The following is a 19,511-nucleotide window of genomic DNA, read 5'->3' on the forward strand; positions in this document are numbered from 1 at the left end:
AATCAGTCAAAATTCCTCAACGCTAAACCAACAACTGACATCATAGCTGGTGAATCAGCTTCTAATGCCTCACGACTTACTTTCGATGATAATTTAAAATTATTTACGGGATTGATCACTTCGGTAGGTACACCTATTTGATCCTCAACCAATGCATCTATATCAGGAATTGATGCACATCCTCCACCCAGTAGAATTCTATCTACATTTCCAAATTCTGTTGCAGAAAAGAAAAACTGTAAAGCACGACTGACTTGTTGGACTAAAGTGTCTTTAAATGATTGCAACACCTCTGATTCGTAACTTTCTGGTAAACCACCCTGTCTTTTTGCCAAACCGGCCTCATCGTAAGACAAACCATACCGCTGCATGATTTCTTCGGTTAATTGCTTACCACCGAAAGACTGTTCTCTGCTATAAATTCCAGTTTTCTTATGCATGGCATGCATGGTTGTTGTATTGGCACCAATATCAAACAATGCCACAACTTCGTTGTCATCTATTCCATAATCATTTTTAACCATGTTGAAACACCTTTCGATAGCGAAAGCTTCAACATCGACAACTTTTAACTCCAAACCCGATCCCTGAAATGCTTCAATAAAAACATCGACATTTTCAGATCGTGAACTCGCAATCAACACATTATTTACATCAGGGTTACCTTCAACAGGCCCCAACACACAAAAGTCTAAACTGACCTCGTCGATTGGGTAAGGTATGTATTGAGTCGCATCCAGCTCAAGCTGTACTTCCAGCTCCTCTTCACTCAATTCACTGGGCATTTGAATGATTTTTGTGATCACAGCAGATCCAGATACAGCAGTTGCAACACCTTTTGCTTTAATTCCTGCTTTATTGAATGCTTTACTGATGGCCGCTGAAACCAAATCAACTTCGGCAATGCTGTTATCAACCACTGCATTAACAGCCAATGGTTCTACAGCATACCTTTCAACCTTTATGTTATCAGCACTTCCAGACAGCTGTAATATTTTTACTGCTGACGAACTGACATCCACTCCAACCAACTGAATTTTTTTTCGACCTAACAACTGCAAAATATTCTCTCTCTTTTAAGTTCAATAAAACTTTATATATAAATTATGACCATTTGACCCACTTACTTACTTCATTTCTGTGTCACTAATCACATTTTCCATATATACTTTACTTTTTTTAAGAAGCCATTGCAAGAATAACCTTTAAAGTACTGAATAATCAAGACATATTTAATATTTATTGGTGTTTTTTTACACCCATTATTAGACATATACGATAATAATTTCGCTTTAATTGCAACAATCGTAGTTTTTTAAGGAGTTTTGAATTGGTGGGCCTGGTAGGACTCGAACCTACGACCAATGGATTATGAGTCCACTGCTCTAACCAACTGAGCTACAGGCCCTTTTTGAAAGGATGCGGAATTATAACTGATGATTTTTTGGCTTGCATTAATTATTAACATCAATTGGCAATTATATCACCAGCCATTTCCAGGTACATCGCATACACCAAGTCAGCACTGAGGCGCAGTTGATTGATTGTACCATCATTAACAATCACATCACTGGCATGGGTCAATAGATCGGACCTTGAAGCTTGTGAAGATATGATCTTATTAGCCAGCGGCTGAGAAACTCCGTCTCTGTCCATAACACGTTTAATCTGGATTGACGCTGCCACATCAACCAACAACACCCTATTAATACCATATGCATCTAACATAAATGATTTAAACAGGGGAATAACCAGAAGTTTCATGGATTGATGTGTGGACTTAATCTGACGTTTAATTTCAGAACCAATCACAGGATGTAATATTTGATTGAGGGCCGTCACACTTTTTTTGCTTTGAAAGGCCAACCGTTTTAACTCAGCTCTGTTGAGCGAACCATCTATATTCAACACATCCTGACCAAACCTCAGCACCAACTCAGACAAAGCAGGCTTACCCACTTCAACCACTTCACGTGCAATCACATCAGCATCAATTACTGCAACATTTTTAGTGGAAAAGTGATTTGAAACAAATGTTTTTCCGGAGGCGATTCCACCTGTCAGACAAATGATTAAACCGCTCATTGAAACCTATACCGCAAATAAATACTGCATCAATGAATCACCTACCAAATAGGTGACTAATATCCCAATCGACAAATAAGGCCCGAATGGTATTTTTGTTTGTGATTTTTTTAAAAGCATTTGCATCACAGCGACTAACAAACCTGAAATTGAAGAAAGCAGTAACACAATAATCAAAGGCTCAAAACCCAACCATGCACCGCCAGCAGCCAATAATTTAAAATCACCATAACCCATACCTTCTTTGCCCGTCAGTACTTTAAACACCTGAAAGACCATCCACAAAGACAAGTAACCAACCAAGGCACCGATGATGGCCACTGTCGGAGAAATTGAGAATTCAAACAAGCTGAAAAACAGGCCAAGCCACAACAAAGATAAACTCAATTGATCCGGTATTAAGTATGTATCCAAATCTATCCAGGTAATTACAATTAAAAACCAAAGCAATAAAATCGCTGCAATAAAGTGAAGTTCAGCCCCATAGAGATAGGCCATTAAGCCTGTCAACAAACCCGTCAACAATTCAATGAAAGGGTATCTCATAGAGATGGAAGATTGACAAAAGCCACATTTTCCTCGAAGGAACAGATAACCCAATAACGGGATGTTGTGGCGAGCCAGCAATTGTTGCTTGCATTTAGGGCAGTAAGAACGTGAGTAAGCCATGCTGGGAGGCTTCTCTTCTGAAAACTTCTGTTCAGTGAATTCAAAGAAGTCCTTTTTCCAATGGTATTCGAGTAATGGAGGCATTCTCAGAATGACCACATTTAAAAAACTACCTACCACCAAACCAAGCAACACCGCAAATGTCAAAAAAAGCATTGGGTATTGATTTAACACCAATATCAATTCCATTATTTTAGAATACAGAAGCCATCTTAAATATGGGTAGATACATGGCCACTACCATGACACCAACCAGTCCACCCACAAGTACCATAATAATGGGCTCCAACAAACTACTTAAAGCATCTACAGCATTGGATACTTCTTGCTCGTAATAATCAGCAACCTTTGCCAACATGGCATCTAAATTACCAGATTCTTCACCAATGGAAGCCATTTGTACCACCATATGAGGGAACAAACCCGTTTGACTCATGGCCAACTGCAGCTGATGACCAGTACTGACATCGTCTTTGATTTTTAGTACGGCATCCCTAAACACAACGTTACCAACCGCGCCGGAAACAGTATCTAAACCTTCGACCAATGGCACACCTGCAGCAAACATTGTAGACAAGGTTCGAGAAAACCTTGCAACAGCAGCATTGAATAAAATACCACCAACAATGGGTATTTTTAATGACAGCCGATCTAAAAAGTGAGCAAATTTAAGCGACCTTTTCTTCAGTTGGATAAAACCGACGATAAATCCAACAAAAATGGCAACGCCAATAAACCAATATTCTTGCATTGTTTTCGACGCACTCACCACCATCAATGTCAGACCCGGCAGGTCAGCACCAAAACTGGTAAACATGTCTTGAAATTGAGGCACCACTTTAACCAATAAAAGAATGGTTACACCGATCGCCACAAATAAAACGGCAGCCGGATAGAACATGGCTTTCTTAATTTTACCCTTAATCTCTTCAGTTTTTTCTTTATAGGTTGCAATGGTATCCAGCAACTCATCCAGAACACCCGCCTTTTCACCTGCATTAACCAGATTACAATAGAGCTCATCAAAATAAACCGGATGTTTACCCAATGATTCTGCCAATGATGAACCTGATTGAATTTCTGTTTTAACTGAGTTGAGCAATTGCGCCATTCGTGGATTTGATTGACCACCTTCTATGATTTCAAAGGCTTGCACCATAGGAACTCCCGATTCCATCATGGTTGCCAATTGTCTACTGAACAAGGATATGTCTTGTGCTTTAATGGCTTTGCCATTAGAAAACAAAGATTTCCTTTTCTTATAAATCTTTTTAACTTGAATGCCCTGTCTTCTTAGTTCATTCTTTGCCAAGGTGGTTGACTTGGCTTTTTGCTCGCCTTTCAGCTTTTTCCCAATTTTGTCGATACCAACCCATTCAAAGGTTTGTATTTCATCTAATTTTTTTACTTTAGCCATATTTTTTTAATCCACAGTAACTCGATTGGCTTCAACCAACCCAATTAACCCGTTTTTCACTTTCAGTAATGCCGACTTTCTCAAATTTGAAATGCCATCTTTGTCAGCTTGATCAGCAATGTCTAATGAATTGCCGCCCTCTAATATTATTTTCTTGATGTTATCTGTAATAGGCATCACTTCATAGATACCTACCCTACCCTTATAACCCTCATTACATTTTGAGCAGCCAGATGGGTCAAAAATGGTGGCGTCTTCCAGGTCCGCCTCGGTAAACCCTGCTTCTATCAATGCCTCATTGGTCAACTCAGTCGGTTTTTTACAATCACAAAGCCGCCTTGCCAGTCGCTGCGCAATAATCAGCGAAACCGCTGAAACGATATTAAATGGCGCCACCCCCATGTTAATCATCCTACTGACCGTCTCTGGGGCATTGTTGGTATGCAATGTCGAAAGTACCATATGGCCTGTTTGTGCTGCTTTGACTGCAATTTCAGCTGTTTCCAGATCCCGAATCTCACCCACCATGATGATATCTGGGTCCTGCCTTAAGAAAGACCTCAATGCCGCTGAGAATGTCATTCCTTGTTTGGCATTTTGTTGCACCTGATTGATTCCATTTACCCTGATCTCAACTGGGTCTTCTACCGTGGAAATATTTCTTCCTTCGGTATTCAATATATTTAATGCGGTATACAAAGAAACCGTCTTACCAGAACCGGTTGGCCCTGTAACCAGCACCATTCCATAAGGCTTTACAATGGCATCCATAAACAATTGCTTTTGATCATCCTCATAACCCAGCTTATCAATGCCCATTCTGGCGGCAGAGGCGTCCAAAACCCTCATCACAACTTTTTCACCAAACAAAGTGGGACAAGTACTTAAACGAAAATCTATTGACTTGGTTTTAGTTAAATTTAATTTGACTCGCCCATCTTGTGGAACTCTTTTTTCAGCGATGTCTAATTTTGACATGACTTTAAGGCGCGACGCAATTTTTGTTGTCATGTTTTTGGGTGGCTTAATGACGGTTTTCAACATGCCGTCGATTCGATACCTGACCCTGTATGTTTTCTCATAAGGTTCAAAATGTATATCAGAAGCACCCCGTTTAATGGCATCTAACAAAACTTTGTTAACGAGTTTAACAGCGGGTGAATCAGCCATGTCCTCTGAAGAATCATTTTCAGCCTCATTTGGATCTTCATCTTCATACTCTAAATTTTCTAAACCCTCATCTTCTAAGTCATCAAGTACTGAAGATGACTCCTTCAAAGACTCTTCAATCGCCTCAATCAAATGATCCTGTCTAATCAATATGGGTTCGATGGTTAAGTTGGTATGGAACCTGATTTCTTCTAGGGCTTTGACATTGGTAGGGTCTGAAATGCCAATAAATACTTTCTTAGACCTCATGAACAATGGCAAGACTTGATGCTTTTCAATCAAAGAGTCTGACACCAATTCTTTTGGCATGGTAGCAAAGTCGAGCGCCTTTACGTCCAAGACAGGCACACCATATTCACTGGAAGCCGCGTCACACAAGACACTGGCATCAACGATGTTGTTATCAGTCAGGTAGGTAAAAAGAGGAATCTTTTGTTTGCGAGAAGTTTCATTGGCTTCGGTGGCATCTTCATTAGATAAAACGCCATCTTGGACCAAACGCCTCAATGCGCCACTGACCATGGTTTTTGTACTTGCTACATTCATATTCTATTAATATCTTTAAAGTTACAGAGCATTCATACCAATACTTTACCTGAAAATATCAATTGATTACAACTATTTAGCGCGTTCATTTTAAGGAAAATGCAAAACACTTCCAATACCCGATACCTCCTCGATTTATTATTCATTAAATTATAGCGAACTATCCAAGTCTTATTGAGAACACATTCACAAAACACAAACCCCACTGGGGATTAATTCACCCACAAATCACCATGATTAAATTTAAAACCACTGCCCTCAGAGGTAACAGCCACCAAGCTGGCACAATAAAGACCATTCAAACCATCAAAAATCTTAAGATTTGGCCCGTTATTCAAACATTTTCCCCACAATTCAAAGTTAAATTCAGCTAAAATACAGCGCGTCTTTGAACATAACAAATAACCAGGAACACAAACTATGAATTTTCATGAATATCAGGCCAAAGAATTATTTGCCAAGTACAAGATTCCAGTACCTAACGGCGAAGTCGCCCGCACCCCAGATGAAGCTGTTGCAGCTGCCAAGTCTTTGGGATGCGATATGTGGGTGGTAAAAGCCCAAGTACATGCCGGTGGACGAGGAAAAGCCGGTGGTGTCAAGCTGGCGAAAACCTTAGATGAAGTTAAGCAATATGCCACTGACATGTTAGGCATGAAAATTCAAACGTACCAAACGGGCGGTCTGGCTTTACCCGTTAATGAAGTATTGATCACTGAAGCTGCTGATATTGAACAAGAAATATATTTGAGCCTGTTATTAGATCGTGCCAATCAATGTTTGTCATTTGTCGCCTCTGCAGAAGGCGGTGTTGAAATTGAAGAGGTGGCAAAAACCAACCCTGAAAAAATTCACACCATTCAAGTTGATAACACAGAAGGCTTGTTTCCATATGCCTGTCGAAAAGCTGGATTTGCTATGGGCATGAATGCCAAACAAGTCAGACAATTAACTCACATCATGATGCAAATGCACAAGATGTATGTTGAATTGGATCTGTCATTGATCGAAGTGAATCCACTGATCATCGATGACAAGCAAGACGTCATTGCATTGGATGCAAAAATCAGTTCAGATGACAACGCACATTTTAGACACAAAGAATTTGCTGCCATGCGCGACATCACTCAAGAAGACCCAGCCGAAGCCAAAGCGCACGAACATGACCTGAACTACATCAAACTTGATGGCAATATCGCTTGTATGGTCAACGGTGCTGGGTTAGCCATGGCCACAATGGACGTCATTAAGTTAAAAGGTGGCGATCCTGCGAATTTCCTGGACGTGGGTGGTGGAGCCACTGCTGAAAGGGTTGCAATTGCCTTTAAAATCATCTTATCTGACCCCAACGTCAAATCCATCTTGGTTAATATATTTGGTGGAATTGTCAGGTGTGATTTGATTGCCAACGGCATCATTTCAGCCATTAAAGAAGTGGGGGTTGAAGTTCCCATTGTTGTTCGTTTAGAAGGTACCAATGTCAATGAAGGCAAAAAAATATTGAATGAAAGTGGATTGGCTGTGATTTCAGCTGATAATTTAGATGACGCTGCGAATAAAGCAGTTGCAGCGGTAGGAGCATAACATGAGTGTATTAGTTAACAAAGACACCCGTTTACTGGTTCAAGGATTCACCGGTTCTCAAGGCACATTCCACAGTGAACAAGCGATCGATTATGGCACCAACTTGGTGGGTGGCGTAACACCTGGCAAAGGTGGCAGCAAACACTTGGATCGACCTGTATTCAATACAGTTGCTGACGGCGTGAATGAAACAGGTGCCAATGCATCTGTAATATTTGTTCCACCGCCATTTGCTGCTGATGCCATCTTGGAAGCTGTCGATGCTGGCATTAAATTGATAGTAACCATCACAGAAGGGATCCCTGTTTTAGACATGATGAAAGTCAGAACTGTGCTGGACGCACACCCTGATGTCGTAATGATTGGGCCCAACTGTCCAGGCATCATCACCCCAGGTGAATGTAAAATCGGTATCATGCCAGCTGCCATTCACCAACCTGGACGCATCGGAATTGTCTCACGCTCAGGCACATTAACTTACGAAGCAGTTCACCAAACCACATCGGTCGGTCTGGGACAATCAACCTGTATTGGTATTGGTGGAGATCCCATCCAAGGTACCAACTTCATTGATTGTTTGAAATTATTTCAAGCCGATGATCAAACAGACGGTATCATCATGGTGGGGGAAATTGGTGGTTCAGCTGAAGAAGAAGCGGCTGAATACATCAAAGCCTATGTGACCAAGCCTGTGGTGTCTTACATCGCAGGAGTGACTGCTCCTGAAGGCAAGCGCATGGGTCATGCAGGAGCCATTGTTGCGGGTGGACAAGGTACCGCACAAGCTAAATATGAAGCCCTTGAAGCTGCTGGCGTTAAAACCGTTAAGTCACCTACTTTCTTAGGGCAAAGCATCAAAGAACTGCTGTCATAAATCCAGTAGTTTCTGAAAAATTAACCAGCATGATTCAGTTCATGCTGGTTTTTTTACGTCCAAAATATCACCATGGTTTAACCTGAAGCCAACATGCTTTATGATATATTAATAATCAAACCACACATTGGAGATACTCATGAAAAAACTTTCCTACCTGATGATCATTTTTATGCTATTGACGACTCAAATTTCTTGGGCAGAACAAAAAGTCAGCGCAGGCCACTTTGAACTTCATTACAACACATTTCCATCCACATTTTTATCCAAGGAAATTGCCAATACTTACCAAATAACTCGTTCAAAAAATCGTGGGATTGTCAGCATTTCTGTGATTGACAAAAGTACTGATACAGCCAAGGCCGTTGAAGCTGAAGTAACCATCACAGCCAAAAATTTATTGAACCAAAACAAAGAAATTAAGTTTTTTAAAATAGTGGAAGCAAACAAGGCCGTGTATTACTTAGGATCTTTCGCATTGAATGATCAAGAAGACATCAATTTCAGCATCACAGCAACCCCCACCAATTCTGAGGTTAAATTAAGCACTAAATTTTCCAGAGAATTTTTTACAGATTAAAAATGAACATGAAAATAATTACCCTTGTAACAACACTAATGGCAATTCAAATGAGTCAAGCAGATAACAGCATCACCATTTATTCTGGCAACCACCAAGGCCACCTGAACCAAGATCAGCTGCAAAACATTCACAACATTGCAGGATTTGCCGTAGTTAAGCAAATCAAAGAGGCATCCTTCAAGCAAGGAGTCTTCAGTCTGGCATTTGATGATGTCGCAGCGCACATTGACCCCACCACGGTATCGTTTGATTTACCCGAAAATCCAAATGCTGTTTCAGTGTTGGATCAAAACTTCCAATTTGACTTAGTCAGTTCAGACAAACTATTACAAAAATACCTTGATCAAGAAATAACGGTCAATCATGATTTAGGCGAACAAAGCATCAATACTGTTGGCACCCTATTAAGCACATCAGGTGGCCTCACCTTGAAAACCGCTGACAATCAAATAACCACCATCAATACTTGGAATCAAATTCAATTCCCTGAACTGCCGGGAGGATTGTTAACCAAACCCACTTTGGTTTGGCTACTTGATTCAACAACAAAAGGCACTGAAACCATAGAATTGACCTATCAAACCAAAGGCATGACTTGGTGGTCAGATTACATCATCAACTTGCAAGAATCCGACTCAGATTGCACCATTAACATGACTTCGTGGGTAACCTTGGTTAACAAGTCTGGTGCAAGTTTTCCTGCATCGCAATTAAAACTGATTGCTGGTGATATCAACCGAGCCAAGCCCAATGTTTCAAACCACATGGTTCGGGAAAGTTTCACAAAAACTGCAGACAATCAATTCACTGAACAATCGCTTTTTGAATACCACTTATATAAATTGCCCCGATTGATTGATTTACCCAATAACTCAACCAAACAAATTCAAATGCTGCAAAACACACATGACATACAATGTGAAAAAATATTGCAGTTTAATGGCAGCCAACAACAAACAGTTAACTACCATCGACCAATCACAGACCAAAACCACCTGGCCAGAAATGAAGCCAAAATTGAAGCATTCTTAAGCTTTAAAAACTCAACCAAAAACAAACTCGGGTTACCACTTCCTGCTGGCAGGGTTAGGGTTAACTCCATTGACTCAACCGATGGCAGTTTAGAGTTTATTGGTGAGGACAGCATAGACCACACAGCCAAAAATAAAGTCATTACACTAAAACTCGGCAATTCATTTGATGTCACAGGAAAAAGAAAACAAAAGCATTATGAATTATTGAAAAACAGCATCACTGAACAATTTGAAATTACCATAGACAATCAAAAACCCACAGCACAATGGGTAGAGATCAGCGAACCTTTATACAGGTGGTCTAATTGGACCATCACTCATCACAACACAGAATATGAGAAAATAAATTCAAGCAGAATTAAATTCAAAATAAAAGTGCCAGCCGAATCGAGCAAGGCGGTCACTTACACAGTTCAGTATCAGTGGCCAGAGCATCAAAAATAAATGACACAATCATGAAATAAGGAACTACACAAATCAATTTTTCTCACATTTTTCATGCATGTACAACTATTGTGACTACACTCACATTATGTAGACAGTATTTTTGGTATGGTGCTATGAAGGAAAAATTGATTTCAAGCTCACAATGAAAACAGAAAAACCAGTAAATAACATCACCCACATATCTCCTGAATTGAAGGAAAAGATCAGTCAGGGCCGGATATTACCTAAAGTTCACAAGCTGTTTTTAAAAGGTTTAAAACCTGCCATCAGAGATTATTACGACAACTTGGATGATTCATTGTTTGATATGGCTGAAAAAGCGGAAAACAATGAAACCCAAAGTGATTATTTCACTGCCATGCGTGAGGTCAGAAAGAAAAAGGAATTGATGGTAAGAAAATTCTCAGAAAACATTCAAGACACATTTAAAAAATTTAAAAAAGCAGATTTTAATTATTTTTCAGAGTCTAGTTCCCAGGTTGATTCATCTGCCAACAATATGTCATTGGTTGACGAACATGAATTGGATCAAAACCTGGCTATTACCAATATGATTGATAAAGCCAATACCTATTTACATCAAAATCTGTTTGCTTTCAAAAAAAGGTTTTCATTGTTGGCTGGTGGCAGTGAACTGAATAATGATCAAGTGCCAGTCTCACCATCGGTCATTGTTAAATCTTTCTCAAATACTTTTGTTCACGTCAATATCAGTAACAAGGTTGAATTGATCATGTTGAAATTATTTGAACGAAATTTAATTCCGAATTTAGGAAAACCCTATCAAGAAATCAATGAATACTTGATTGAAGAAGGGATTTATCCCAATTTAAAATTTCAAGTTCCCAAAAGAGCCAACCAATCTGCCTCACCTACACACAGTCAAGCAACACAAGGGGGACTGGATCATGGCATGGAAAACAATGAAGCATATGCTACTAACAACCAGCCACAAATCTCTGATGATAATTTTCGCATCATATCTGCCGCTTTCAATAACCGCCAGGCATCAATGATCAATCAAGTGTCTAATCTGCCAGTGTATGAATCGGCCATAATCAACAACGCATTAAGTGCATTACAACACGAAGAATTACAAAACCTTAATTCACGACAAATTTCAATGAGCCCGATTGAAATCAAAGATGAGTTACTGAACAGGTTAAAGCAAACCGAAGGTGGCACGAAGAAGCAGGTCAATAAACAGGATGAAGACACCATTGATTTAGTTGGCATGCTTTTTCAGTTTTTAGTTGAAGATCGCAATTTACCTCACAGATTACAAGCCTTATTGGCAAAACTACAAATACCCTATTTACACATCGCCTTGGATGACAGGAAATTGTTTTCCAACAAAGAAAACAATGCAAGAAAACTGTTGGACATCATAGCCCAGGCTTCAGTTGGCTGGACTGAAGAAACCGATGTAAAAGGAAACTTCATTAATAAGGTGGAGGAAATCATTCAAAATATTTTAGAAACTGATTACCAAGAAATCAACTTTCCAGAATTGATTGAGGATTTTCAAGCCTTCTTAAAGAAACATGAAAAACGAGCCAATATATTAGAAAAAAGAACATCTGAAAAAGCCCTAGGCCAAGAACGCATACTGAAAGCAAAAGAAAAAACCGCAGCAATACTTCAAGCCAAGATGAAAAATCACAGCTTACCTAAAAGTGTTTCTGACTTGCTGTTAACTCCTTGGGCGAATGTATTGATTCTGGCTCACCTAAGGCATCAAGATGAGCCTGAACTGGTTGAAAACTATGCAAAGTTTGTTGATAAACTGATATTTGTTTCAATACAAAACAAAAAGAAACAAGCCACCAATGCACAAATAAGCCATGTGATTGATCATTTAAGCAAAGGATTACGGTTGGTGGCCTTTGATGAACACAGTATCAAGGAAAAAAGCAAAGAACTTTACCAACTGTTATTAACCATCAACGGGATAGAAACAGAAGATACAGAAGTTGAACACGAATTCATTTTGCCTCAAGAAGCTTTCAAAGTATCAGAAGACAACAGCGAAAACAAACCTGAAATCGTACACTTCATTGCAGACAAAAAGTTCAACAACTTAAACACAACCATTGAACACCATGAAGATGAATATTACCAAAAGGCCAAAAATTTAGTGACTGGTGACTGGGTAGAATTCATAGCTGAAAACGATGAAGATATCATCAGAGCGAAACTTTCTTGGGTCAGCCCGATCAGTCAAAAGTTACTGTTTGTCAACGCCAGAGGTGTGAAAGTAACGGACAAAAGCTTGGATGAATTGGCTCATGATTTGCGGGAAAAATCAGCCATGATTTTACAACAAATCCCCATCTTTGACCGGGCCTTAGATGCCATTGCCAAACAAATGACAGACAAAAACAATGAGCAACAAACCAGTGAAACGGAATCTATAAATTCCACACAAGTTGAAGAAAACTGAACTGTCTACAAACTGGCTTCGTAGGTATTCTGCATCAAAGTCGCTACTGTCATTGGGCCTATACCACCAGGAACGGGCGAAATCCATGCTGCCTTCTTTGAGGCCACATGAAAATCGACATCACCACTGAGCCGACCATCTGCCAATCTGTTGATACCAATATCGATTACCACAGCACCCGGCTTGATCCATTCTGCATCAACTATTTCGGGATTACCTACAGCCACACACAGTAAATCTGCTTGCTTCACATGCTTTGCCAGATCCTGTGTAAATCGATGACAACAAGTCACCGTCGCACCAGCAAATAACATTTCCAACATCAGCGGTCTTCCCACGATATTGGACGCTCCTACCACCACACAATGCATGCCTTTTGGATCAATTTGATAATGGTTCAATAAAGTCATGACCCCGCGCGGTGTACAAGGCCTTAGCCCAGGTTGTCGCAACACCAAATGACCCACATTTCGGGCATGAAATCCATCCACGTCTTTGTTCGGATCAATCCGATTGGTTACCTCTGACTCATCGATGTGCTCTGGCAATGGTAACTGAACCAAGATACCGTGGATTTTAGAGTCTTGATTCAACTCATCAATCAACTCATAAAGTGCTTTGGCCGATGTTTGTCGAGGCAAAAAATGTGCCTTAGACCTGATTCCTGTTTTTTCACAGGCTTTGATTTTATTATTGACATAGACTTTAGATGCCTCATCATTACCTACCATGACCACCGCCAAACCAGGCGGTTTATGGCCTGCTTCAACGCGTTTGCTGATTTTCTCAGCCAGCTCTGCTTGAATTAATGTAGATACTTTTTTACCGTCTAGAATTTGATGCTGAGTCATGAAATCACCGATGTTGACATTGTTGCTGAGGCGGGTATTTTAACACTTTAAATTGATGATTCAGCACATTATAAGCCATCATCTTGTTACGTAAATTTTCACCAATACCTGTCAGGTATTTAATGGCTTCTGTGACTTGAACCATGGCGGCCATTCCCGGCACAGAACCTAGAATACCTTCTGCGCTACAATTGCCAGCGTCATTTTCTGAAATATGGGGAAACAAACAACGGTAACACTGCTCTCCAGCCTCATGACCAAATACCGCCACTTGTATTTCGAAACCAGTCACTGCTGCAAACACCCATGGTACAGCCATTTGATTACAATGGTCGTTGATTAAATAACGTGTTTGGATGTTGTCACTGCCATCAATGATCATATCGACCCCCTTTGTAAGGTCAGTTACGTTTGACTCACTCAGTCTGTCACAAATGGCATTGATGACAATGGATGAATTCAACCTTTTGAGTTCATTGGCTGCCTGGGTCGATTTTTTCATACCAATATCATTTTCACGGTATAAAATTTGTCGATGTAAATTGCTCAATGAAACCACATCATCATCAATCAAAGTGATTTCACCGACTCCTGCTGCCGCTAAATATAACAAAGCGGGTGAGCCCAGGCCACCGGCTCCTACAACCATCACATGAGACTGTGCCAATTTAACTTGAGCTGACTGGCCAAATCCTGCTAATTTTATTTGTTGTTGATATCTGATCTGATTTTCGTTGAATGTAGGAATTTCAATCGACAGATTGTTCAGACACCATGACTCAAAGCCACCTGACAAAGAAACAAATTGACGGCCTAATTGATCGCACAATTGCTGAGACCTGACGCCCTTATAACACATGACTATAATTTTTTTATGAGATGCCTTTAGTTGAACGGCTGCTGCCTTCAGTTGATCTGCTGTCATGCATTGTGCGCTTTTAGCTACGCCTTGAATTTGCTCACTGGCGTCACGAATATCAACCAATAAATAGCCTTCTTGCTTTATTAACTTATCCGCTTCAATGGCTTTCATTGTCTCACGCACCCAAATAACTGAGTTGGCTAAATGGTTGAATCGAAACCCGCTCACCCTGCTTCACATCTTGCTGAGACTCATTAAAAACAATCAGACAATTGGCCTCCGCAATGGATTGAACTCGACTTGATTGCTGCCCACCACATACAACCACTTCAATTCCTCCAGCCGCTGTCATGTTGTAATGTCCTCGAACAAACTCTCGTTTCATGTGCTTTTTAGAATAATCTTGTAACAATTCAGCGCGCCAGACCAAAGGAACTTGCTTACTTAATTGATTGATGCACAAAACCGCAGGGTATACGAATTGAAATAAAGTAGTGAATGCAGAAACTGGATTTCCAGGCAAACCAAAAAACAGAGCCTGACCCAACTTACCCACCAGCAGGGGAAAACCAGGTTTGATGTGTGTTTTATGAAATAAAACCTTTCCATTTGATGCCAAAGCAAAGGGCAACCAATCTTTATCACCCATGGAGACACCACCTACTGTCACCACCAAATCAAAATCATCATCATGAAACCGCTTGAATTGACTATCAATCAATGTTTCATCATCCAACAAGATGTTATGTAAATAAACCTGGCATCCCATTTGTTCCAGCAATTTAGACAGCATCATTGAATTTGAATCATAGACTTGACCTTTAGAACATGGCTGACCAGGTGCAACCAACTCATCGCCTGTCATCAACAAAGCCACTTTGGGTTTGCTATAAACTTCTATCTGCGCCAGACCCAATGATGCAATTAACCCCAAATCACCGGCCGACAATGCATGGTTCTTTTTTAAGACGACTTGACCTTTCTTAATGTCTGAACCAGCCTGCCTGATGTTTTGACGTTTGATGACTGGTTGATCAATTTTTAATTCACCCCCTTCTACTGCCGCATGTTCTTTCATAACCACAGTATCGGTTCCAGCAGGAATAAGCGCACCTGTCATCACGGGCGTTGCCATGGTGGCAACAAGTTCAGCCTGCTCACAACCTGATTGATTGATACCAGCAAACACCGGAGAGCTGAGCTTCATCCGGCCATGGTTGATGCTGTTGAAATGGTCAAAATTTATGGCATAACCATCCATTCTGCTGCAATCAAATTCAGGGATACTTATCGGTGCAACAATGGAGCTAGCAAGCACCCTTCCCAAGGCCTGACTCAAATCAACCCATTCAAGCTGCAAACTCATGGATGACGCTGCTTGCTGAACTGTTTTTATGGCTTGGCTAAAATTAATCGATTGAGGGTATTCGGCTGACGACATGAATTTATCAGTGACTTTTCTTTTGATTGTGCGGCTGCTTTCTTCTTGATGGATACAGATTGGCCGTACTTTTCTTGTCTTTGTAAGGATTTTTACCATCCTTAAATGCCATGATGATGGGCACGCCTTTGAGATTGAACGCTTTGCGAAAGCTGTTTTCTAAGTACCGCTTGTAAGAGTCAGGCAATTTTGTGGTTCGTTTACCATGTACAATAATTCTCATGGGATGGTTACCACCAGAGTGTGCAAATTTTAATTGAGAACTCAATCCCTGAGTCAATGGAGGTTGATGTGCCTTGTAGGCTTCAATCAACACATTGGTCAGTTGATTGGCAGACAATTCCAAATCAGCCTTATCCATCAGCATGTCTATTCGCTCCATAAGTACCCGCAATCCTGAGCCATGTAATGCCGAAGTAAATAACAAAGGAACCCATTCAAAGGCTTGCATTTTTAAATGAATCTTCTCTTTTACATACAAGCGATGTTCTTCACTGAGGTGGTCCCATTTATTAACCACCAAAATCACCGGTTTGGCATGATGAACTGCCAATCCCAATAAATGTAAATCCTGGTCTGTGATGCCTTCTTGTGCATCAATCATGACCACGCATATCTGAGACAGCTTGATTGATTCAATGGTTTTTAGAATGCTGAACTTTTCGATGCCTTCGTCTATTTTAGACCGCCTTCTAACGCCAGCGGTGTCTATCAATGTATAGGGCATGTCATCCCACACCAATGGCAGACTGATGCTGTCACGTGTGGTACCTGGCATATCATACGCCAGAACCCGGTCCTCTCTTAATAAACGATTAACTAAGGTAGATTTACCGACATTCGGCCGACCTACGATAGCTACTTTAGGCCCGTGATCATCAATCAGGTCCTTCGAAAACTCTTCTTCTGCTGATCTAAAAAAATCATTCAAGCGTTCTTTCAGTTCAGTCAAACCTTTGCGATGTGCTGAACTGACTGACATCATGTTTTCAATACCCAGCTGGTAAAATTCTGCCAGAGCCAACTCTTCCACTCGACCTTCTGACTTGTTTGCCAACAGCATAATTGGTTTTTCTGTTTGTCTGATTCTACGTAAAATACGTTCGTCATCACCAACCAAACCATCACGAGAACTGACCACCAACAAAACCAAATCAGCCTCTTCGATGGCTGTAATGATTTGCTTATCCATCAAGTCTGTTAGCTGACCTTCATCACCCAACATGCCTCCAGTGTCAATCAATGTGGCTTGAAAATCTGGTAATTCAAACTCACCATATTGACGGTCTCTGGTCAATCCTGGTAAATCAGCCACAAGTGCATTACGGGTATTGGTTAGCGCATTGAATAATGTAGACTTTCCTACATTAGGTCGACCAACAACAGCAATTACAGGCATCATGACTTGGCATATTCCTTATTTATTGAACCGCATGGCAGTGATTTGGCCATCATAGTTATAAGTATAGAAAATGTCACCAACAACCAAAGGAGCGTGATAAAGCTGTTCACCTCCCGTTTTGATTCTGTTGATCACTTCACCTGACACGCCATTGATGACATGCACATACCCTTCTAAATCACCAACCAACAAATCACCCAAGTAATAACTGGGTTTGGTGAGGTTGCGATTGAGTAATGTATCCTGAGTCCATCCTCTTGATCCATCCATTCGATTCAATTCATGAATAATCGATTGGTTGTCTGTTAGATACAATGAGCGTCTTGAAACTGTTACTCCGGTAACTGAACCAATGTTTTGGCTCCACAACACACGGCCTGATTCGGTTGCCACCGACAACGTTTTGTCTGCAGCACTTGAAAGGTATAAATCAGTGGCCACCACATCTATGTCGCCATCAATATCAGCAATGCGGTCTATTTCTGTTTTCCCTTGGCTATTAATGACGTTTTGCTGCCACAACACTGAACCGTCTAAAATATTCAACGCCGCCACTTTTCCATTATCAAATCCAATATACACACGACCACCTTTGGCGATCGGAGTACTGTTGCCCCTTAAGGTTAAATTTGGAATATTGGTATCAAAAACCCAGTCCCTTTCTCCGTTCTGAATTGAGAATCCATAAATACGACCATCTTGCGTCCTGACCACAACTTTATTGCGATCAATCACTGGTGGGCTTAACACTTCAGACGTCACACGGGTTTCCCATAACACAGTACCTGTGTCGATATCCAATGCAATGACTTGTCCTTCTGGTCCGCCCAATACCAACAAAGTATCACCAACACCAGGACCCGCACTGATTTCAGATTCTAAATTAACTTTCCAATTGTTAGCGCCTGTTTTTGCATTCAAGCTGACCACTTCTCCAGACTGGCTTGCAACATAAAGATTACCATTATTTTCAGCTGGAATTAATTTGTAACCAAAAGCCTTTTCTGCAGCTTTTAACTTACTTTTCCACAGCACATTAACTTTGCCTATTTCATCGACCTTAATCAATTCATTGGGTTTGGTTTCTTCATTTTTAGAACCACAAGCTGCCAAAAACAAAATCATTAACAATACAGGTAATCTATTCATTCGAACCTCGGTTATTTTGCAGCTTTAACATCAGCTAATTTCATTTCAACAATTTGTCGTCCAGAATAGCCTTCGCCTTCATTCAACGCCAATTGATAAGCATCCTTGGCTTTGTTTAATTCACCTTGTGCCAAAAACACATCGCCTACCACCTCTTCAACAATGGTTTGGTAGGCTTGAGACTGTACTTTATCCAAATGAGTCAGAGCCGCTGTATAGTCACCTTCAGAAACCAACAACCTTGCCAATCTTAAACGCGCCATTTCAGCAATTGATTTTTCTGGCTTAGCGTCAATCAATGTTTGATATTGTACTTTCGCTTCTGCAATCTTGTCTTGTTCAACCAACTTACCTGCCGCCATCAAACGGGCTTTTACCACGTAAATGTTCGAGCCATATTGGGCTTCATAATCAGCGATCATCTTTTCGGCTTCAGTCAGTTCACCCAAAGAAAGTAATTGTTCAATCTGAACGAACTCTTCAGCTGCTGCTTTGATGTTATTGGATTGCGACACCTGCCATTGGCCGTAACCCCATAGTCCACCAATTCCCAGCGCTATGCCTGCAACAATGGTCAACCAGTTTTTGTTCAGCCATTCTTTGACCAGCTGTTCTTGTTCATAATCATCGTATTCTTCAAATGCCATATTTTTATTCCAATGGTTAATCTATTTTACAAAGCAGGCTATTTTACATGATGACTTGTAAAATTTCATCAAGCCATTTGTATTGCCAGCAACAGAATGAGTACATTTTATCGTTGTTACAGGCTCACTTTGAAAAAATGATAATGCTTAAATCAAAAAAGCCGCTTAAAAAGCGGCTTTTTCAGAATTTTGGCTCCCCGGGACGGGCTTGAACCGCCGACCTAGTGATTAACAGTCACCCGCTCTACCAACTGAGCTACCGGGGAAGATTGGTAAGTCTTGCTAAGCAAGAGATGCGCATTTTACA

Annotated in this window: 16 protein-coding genes and 2 tRNA genes; 5 read left to right on the forward strand and 13 right to left on the reverse strand. The window is 40.6% G+C overall.

The genetic code is table 11. The features are described 5' to 3' along the window. Window positions 1-2: 2 nt before the first annotated feature. The 6 genes from pilM to pilB form a co-directional block, all read right to left on the reverse strand. Entirely contained in the window at window positions 3-1,061 is a 1,059-nt protein-coding gene (gene pilM, locus CCS90_RS08360) for a type IV pilus assembly protein PilM (RefSeq protein ID WP_099019086.1), read from the reverse strand. Window positions 1,062-1,331: 270 nt separating this feature from the next. Then, window positions 1,332-1,408: transfer RNA gene (locus CCS90_RS08365), tRNA-Ile, on the reverse strand. Window positions 1,409-1,467: 59 nt separating this feature from the next. Next, window positions 1,468-2,085 carry a dephospho-CoA kinase gene (gene coaE, locus CCS90_RS08370; protein ID WP_099019087.1) on the reverse strand — a complete coding sequence of 206 codons (618 nt, stop codon included), beginning with the start codon at window positions 2,083-2,085 and terminating at the stop codon, window positions 1,468-1,470. A 6-nt stretch (window positions 2,086-2,091) separates the two neighbouring features. Then, complete coding sequence (locus CCS90_RS08375; RefSeq protein WP_218961657.1) at window positions 2,092-2,910, reverse strand: prepilin peptidase; 819 nt, start codon at window positions 2,908-2,910, stop codon at window positions 2,092-2,094. A gap of 37 nt (window positions 2,911-2,947) precedes the next feature. Continuing rightward, a complete protein-coding gene (locus CCS90_RS08380) occupies window positions 2,948-4,171 on the reverse strand; it encodes a type II secretion system F family protein (protein ID WP_099019088.1) in 1,224 nt (407 codons plus the stop codon). A 6-nt stretch (window positions 4,172-4,177) separates the two neighbouring features. Beyond that, window positions 4,178-5,887 (reverse strand): type IV-A pilus assembly ATPase PilB, encoded by a 1,710-nt coding sequence (pilB, locus tag CCS90_RS08385; RefSeq protein WP_099019089.1) that lies wholly within the window; start codon window positions 5,885-5,887, stop codon window positions 4,178-4,180. Window positions 5,888-6,307: 420 nt separating this feature from the next. On the opposite strand from pilB, the gene sucC reads away from it, so the two are divergent. The 5 genes from sucC (at window position 6,308) to CCS90_RS08410 (ending at window position 12,852) form a co-directional block, all read left to right on the forward strand. Continuing rightward, entirely contained in the window at window positions 6,308-7,471 is a 1,164-nt protein-coding gene (sucC, locus tag CCS90_RS08390; protein WP_099019090.1) for an ADP-forming succinate--CoA ligase subunit beta, read from the forward strand. Window position 7,472: 1 nt separating this feature from the next. After that, window positions 7,473-8,345, forward strand: a complete 873-nt coding sequence (gene sucD / locus CCS90_RS08395) for a succinate--CoA ligase subunit alpha (protein WP_099019091.1) — start codon at window positions 7,473-7,475, stop codon at window positions 8,343-8,345. 139 nt (window positions 8,346-8,484) lie between these two features. Beyond that, entirely contained in the window at window positions 8,485-8,925 is a 441-nt protein-coding gene (locus CCS90_RS08400) for a DUF4426 domain-containing protein (protein WP_099019092.1), read from the forward strand. Window positions 8,926-8,975: 50 nt separating this feature from the next. Then, entirely contained in the window at window positions 8,976-10,406 is a 1,431-nt protein-coding gene (locus CCS90_RS08405) for a DUF4139 domain-containing protein (RefSeq protein ID WP_099019093.1), read from the forward strand. Window positions 10,407-10,551: 145 nt separating this feature from the next. Beyond that, a complete protein-coding gene (locus CCS90_RS08410) occupies window positions 10,552-12,852 on the forward strand; it encodes a DUF1631 domain-containing protein (protein ID WP_099019094.1) in 2,301 nt (766 codons plus the stop codon). Window positions 12,853-12,857: 5 nt separating this feature from the next. Here CCS90_RS08410 and folD read toward each other — a convergent pair whose 3' ends face one another. The 7 genes from folD to CCS90_RS08445 form a co-directional block, all read right to left on the reverse strand. Beyond that, the gene (folD, locus tag CCS90_RS08415; RefSeq protein ID WP_099019095.1) at window positions 12,858-13,703 is read right to left on the reverse strand and encodes a bifunctional methylenetetrahydrofolate dehydrogenase/methenyltetrahydrofolate cyclohydrolase FolD; all 846 of its coding nucleotides are present in this window, start codon (window positions 13,701-13,703) and stop codon (window positions 12,858-12,860) included. A 4-nt stretch (window positions 13,704-13,707) separates the two neighbouring features. Then, window positions 13,708-14,736 carry a ThiF family adenylyltransferase gene (locus CCS90_RS08420; RefSeq protein WP_099019096.1) on the reverse strand — a complete coding sequence of 343 codons (1,029 nt, stop codon included), beginning with the start codon at window positions 14,734-14,736 and terminating at the stop codon, window positions 13,708-13,710. Between the two features lie 4 nt (window positions 14,737-14,740). Beyond that, on the reverse strand, window positions 14,741-16,006 hold the full coding sequence (locus tag CCS90_RS08425) for a molybdopterin molybdotransferase MoeA (RefSeq protein WP_162846768.1): 1,266 nt from the start codon (window positions 16,004-16,006) through the stop codon (window positions 14,741-14,743). A 7-nt stretch (window positions 16,007-16,013) separates the two neighbouring features. Continuing rightward, on the reverse strand, window positions 16,014-17,405 hold the full coding sequence (gene der, locus CCS90_RS08430; protein WP_180236516.1) for a ribosome biogenesis GTPase Der: 1,392 nt from the start codon (window positions 17,403-17,405) through the stop codon (window positions 16,014-16,016). A gap of 18 nt (window positions 17,406-17,423) precedes the next feature. Next, window positions 17,424-18,557: an outer membrane protein assembly factor BamB gene (gene bamB / locus CCS90_RS08435; RefSeq protein ID WP_099019099.1), complete on the reverse strand. Its 1,134-nt coding sequence runs from the start codon at window positions 18,555-18,557 to the stop codon at window positions 17,424-17,426. 11 nt (window positions 18,558-18,568) lie between these two features. Continuing rightward, entirely contained in the window at window positions 18,569-19,204 is a 636-nt protein-coding gene (locus CCS90_RS08440) for a YfgM family protein (protein ID WP_099019100.1), read from the reverse strand. Window positions 19,205-19,394: 190 nt separating this feature from the next. Continuing rightward, a tRNA-Asn gene (locus CCS90_RS08445) sits at window positions 19,395-19,470 on the reverse strand. Window positions 19,471-19,511: the final 41 nt, after the last annotated feature.

Origin of the sequence: Marinicella litoralis, assembly GCF_002591915.1 — a bacterium.
Lineage (GTDB): Bacteria > Pseudomonadota > Gammaproteobacteria > Xanthomonadales > Marinicellaceae > Marinicella > Marinicella litoralis.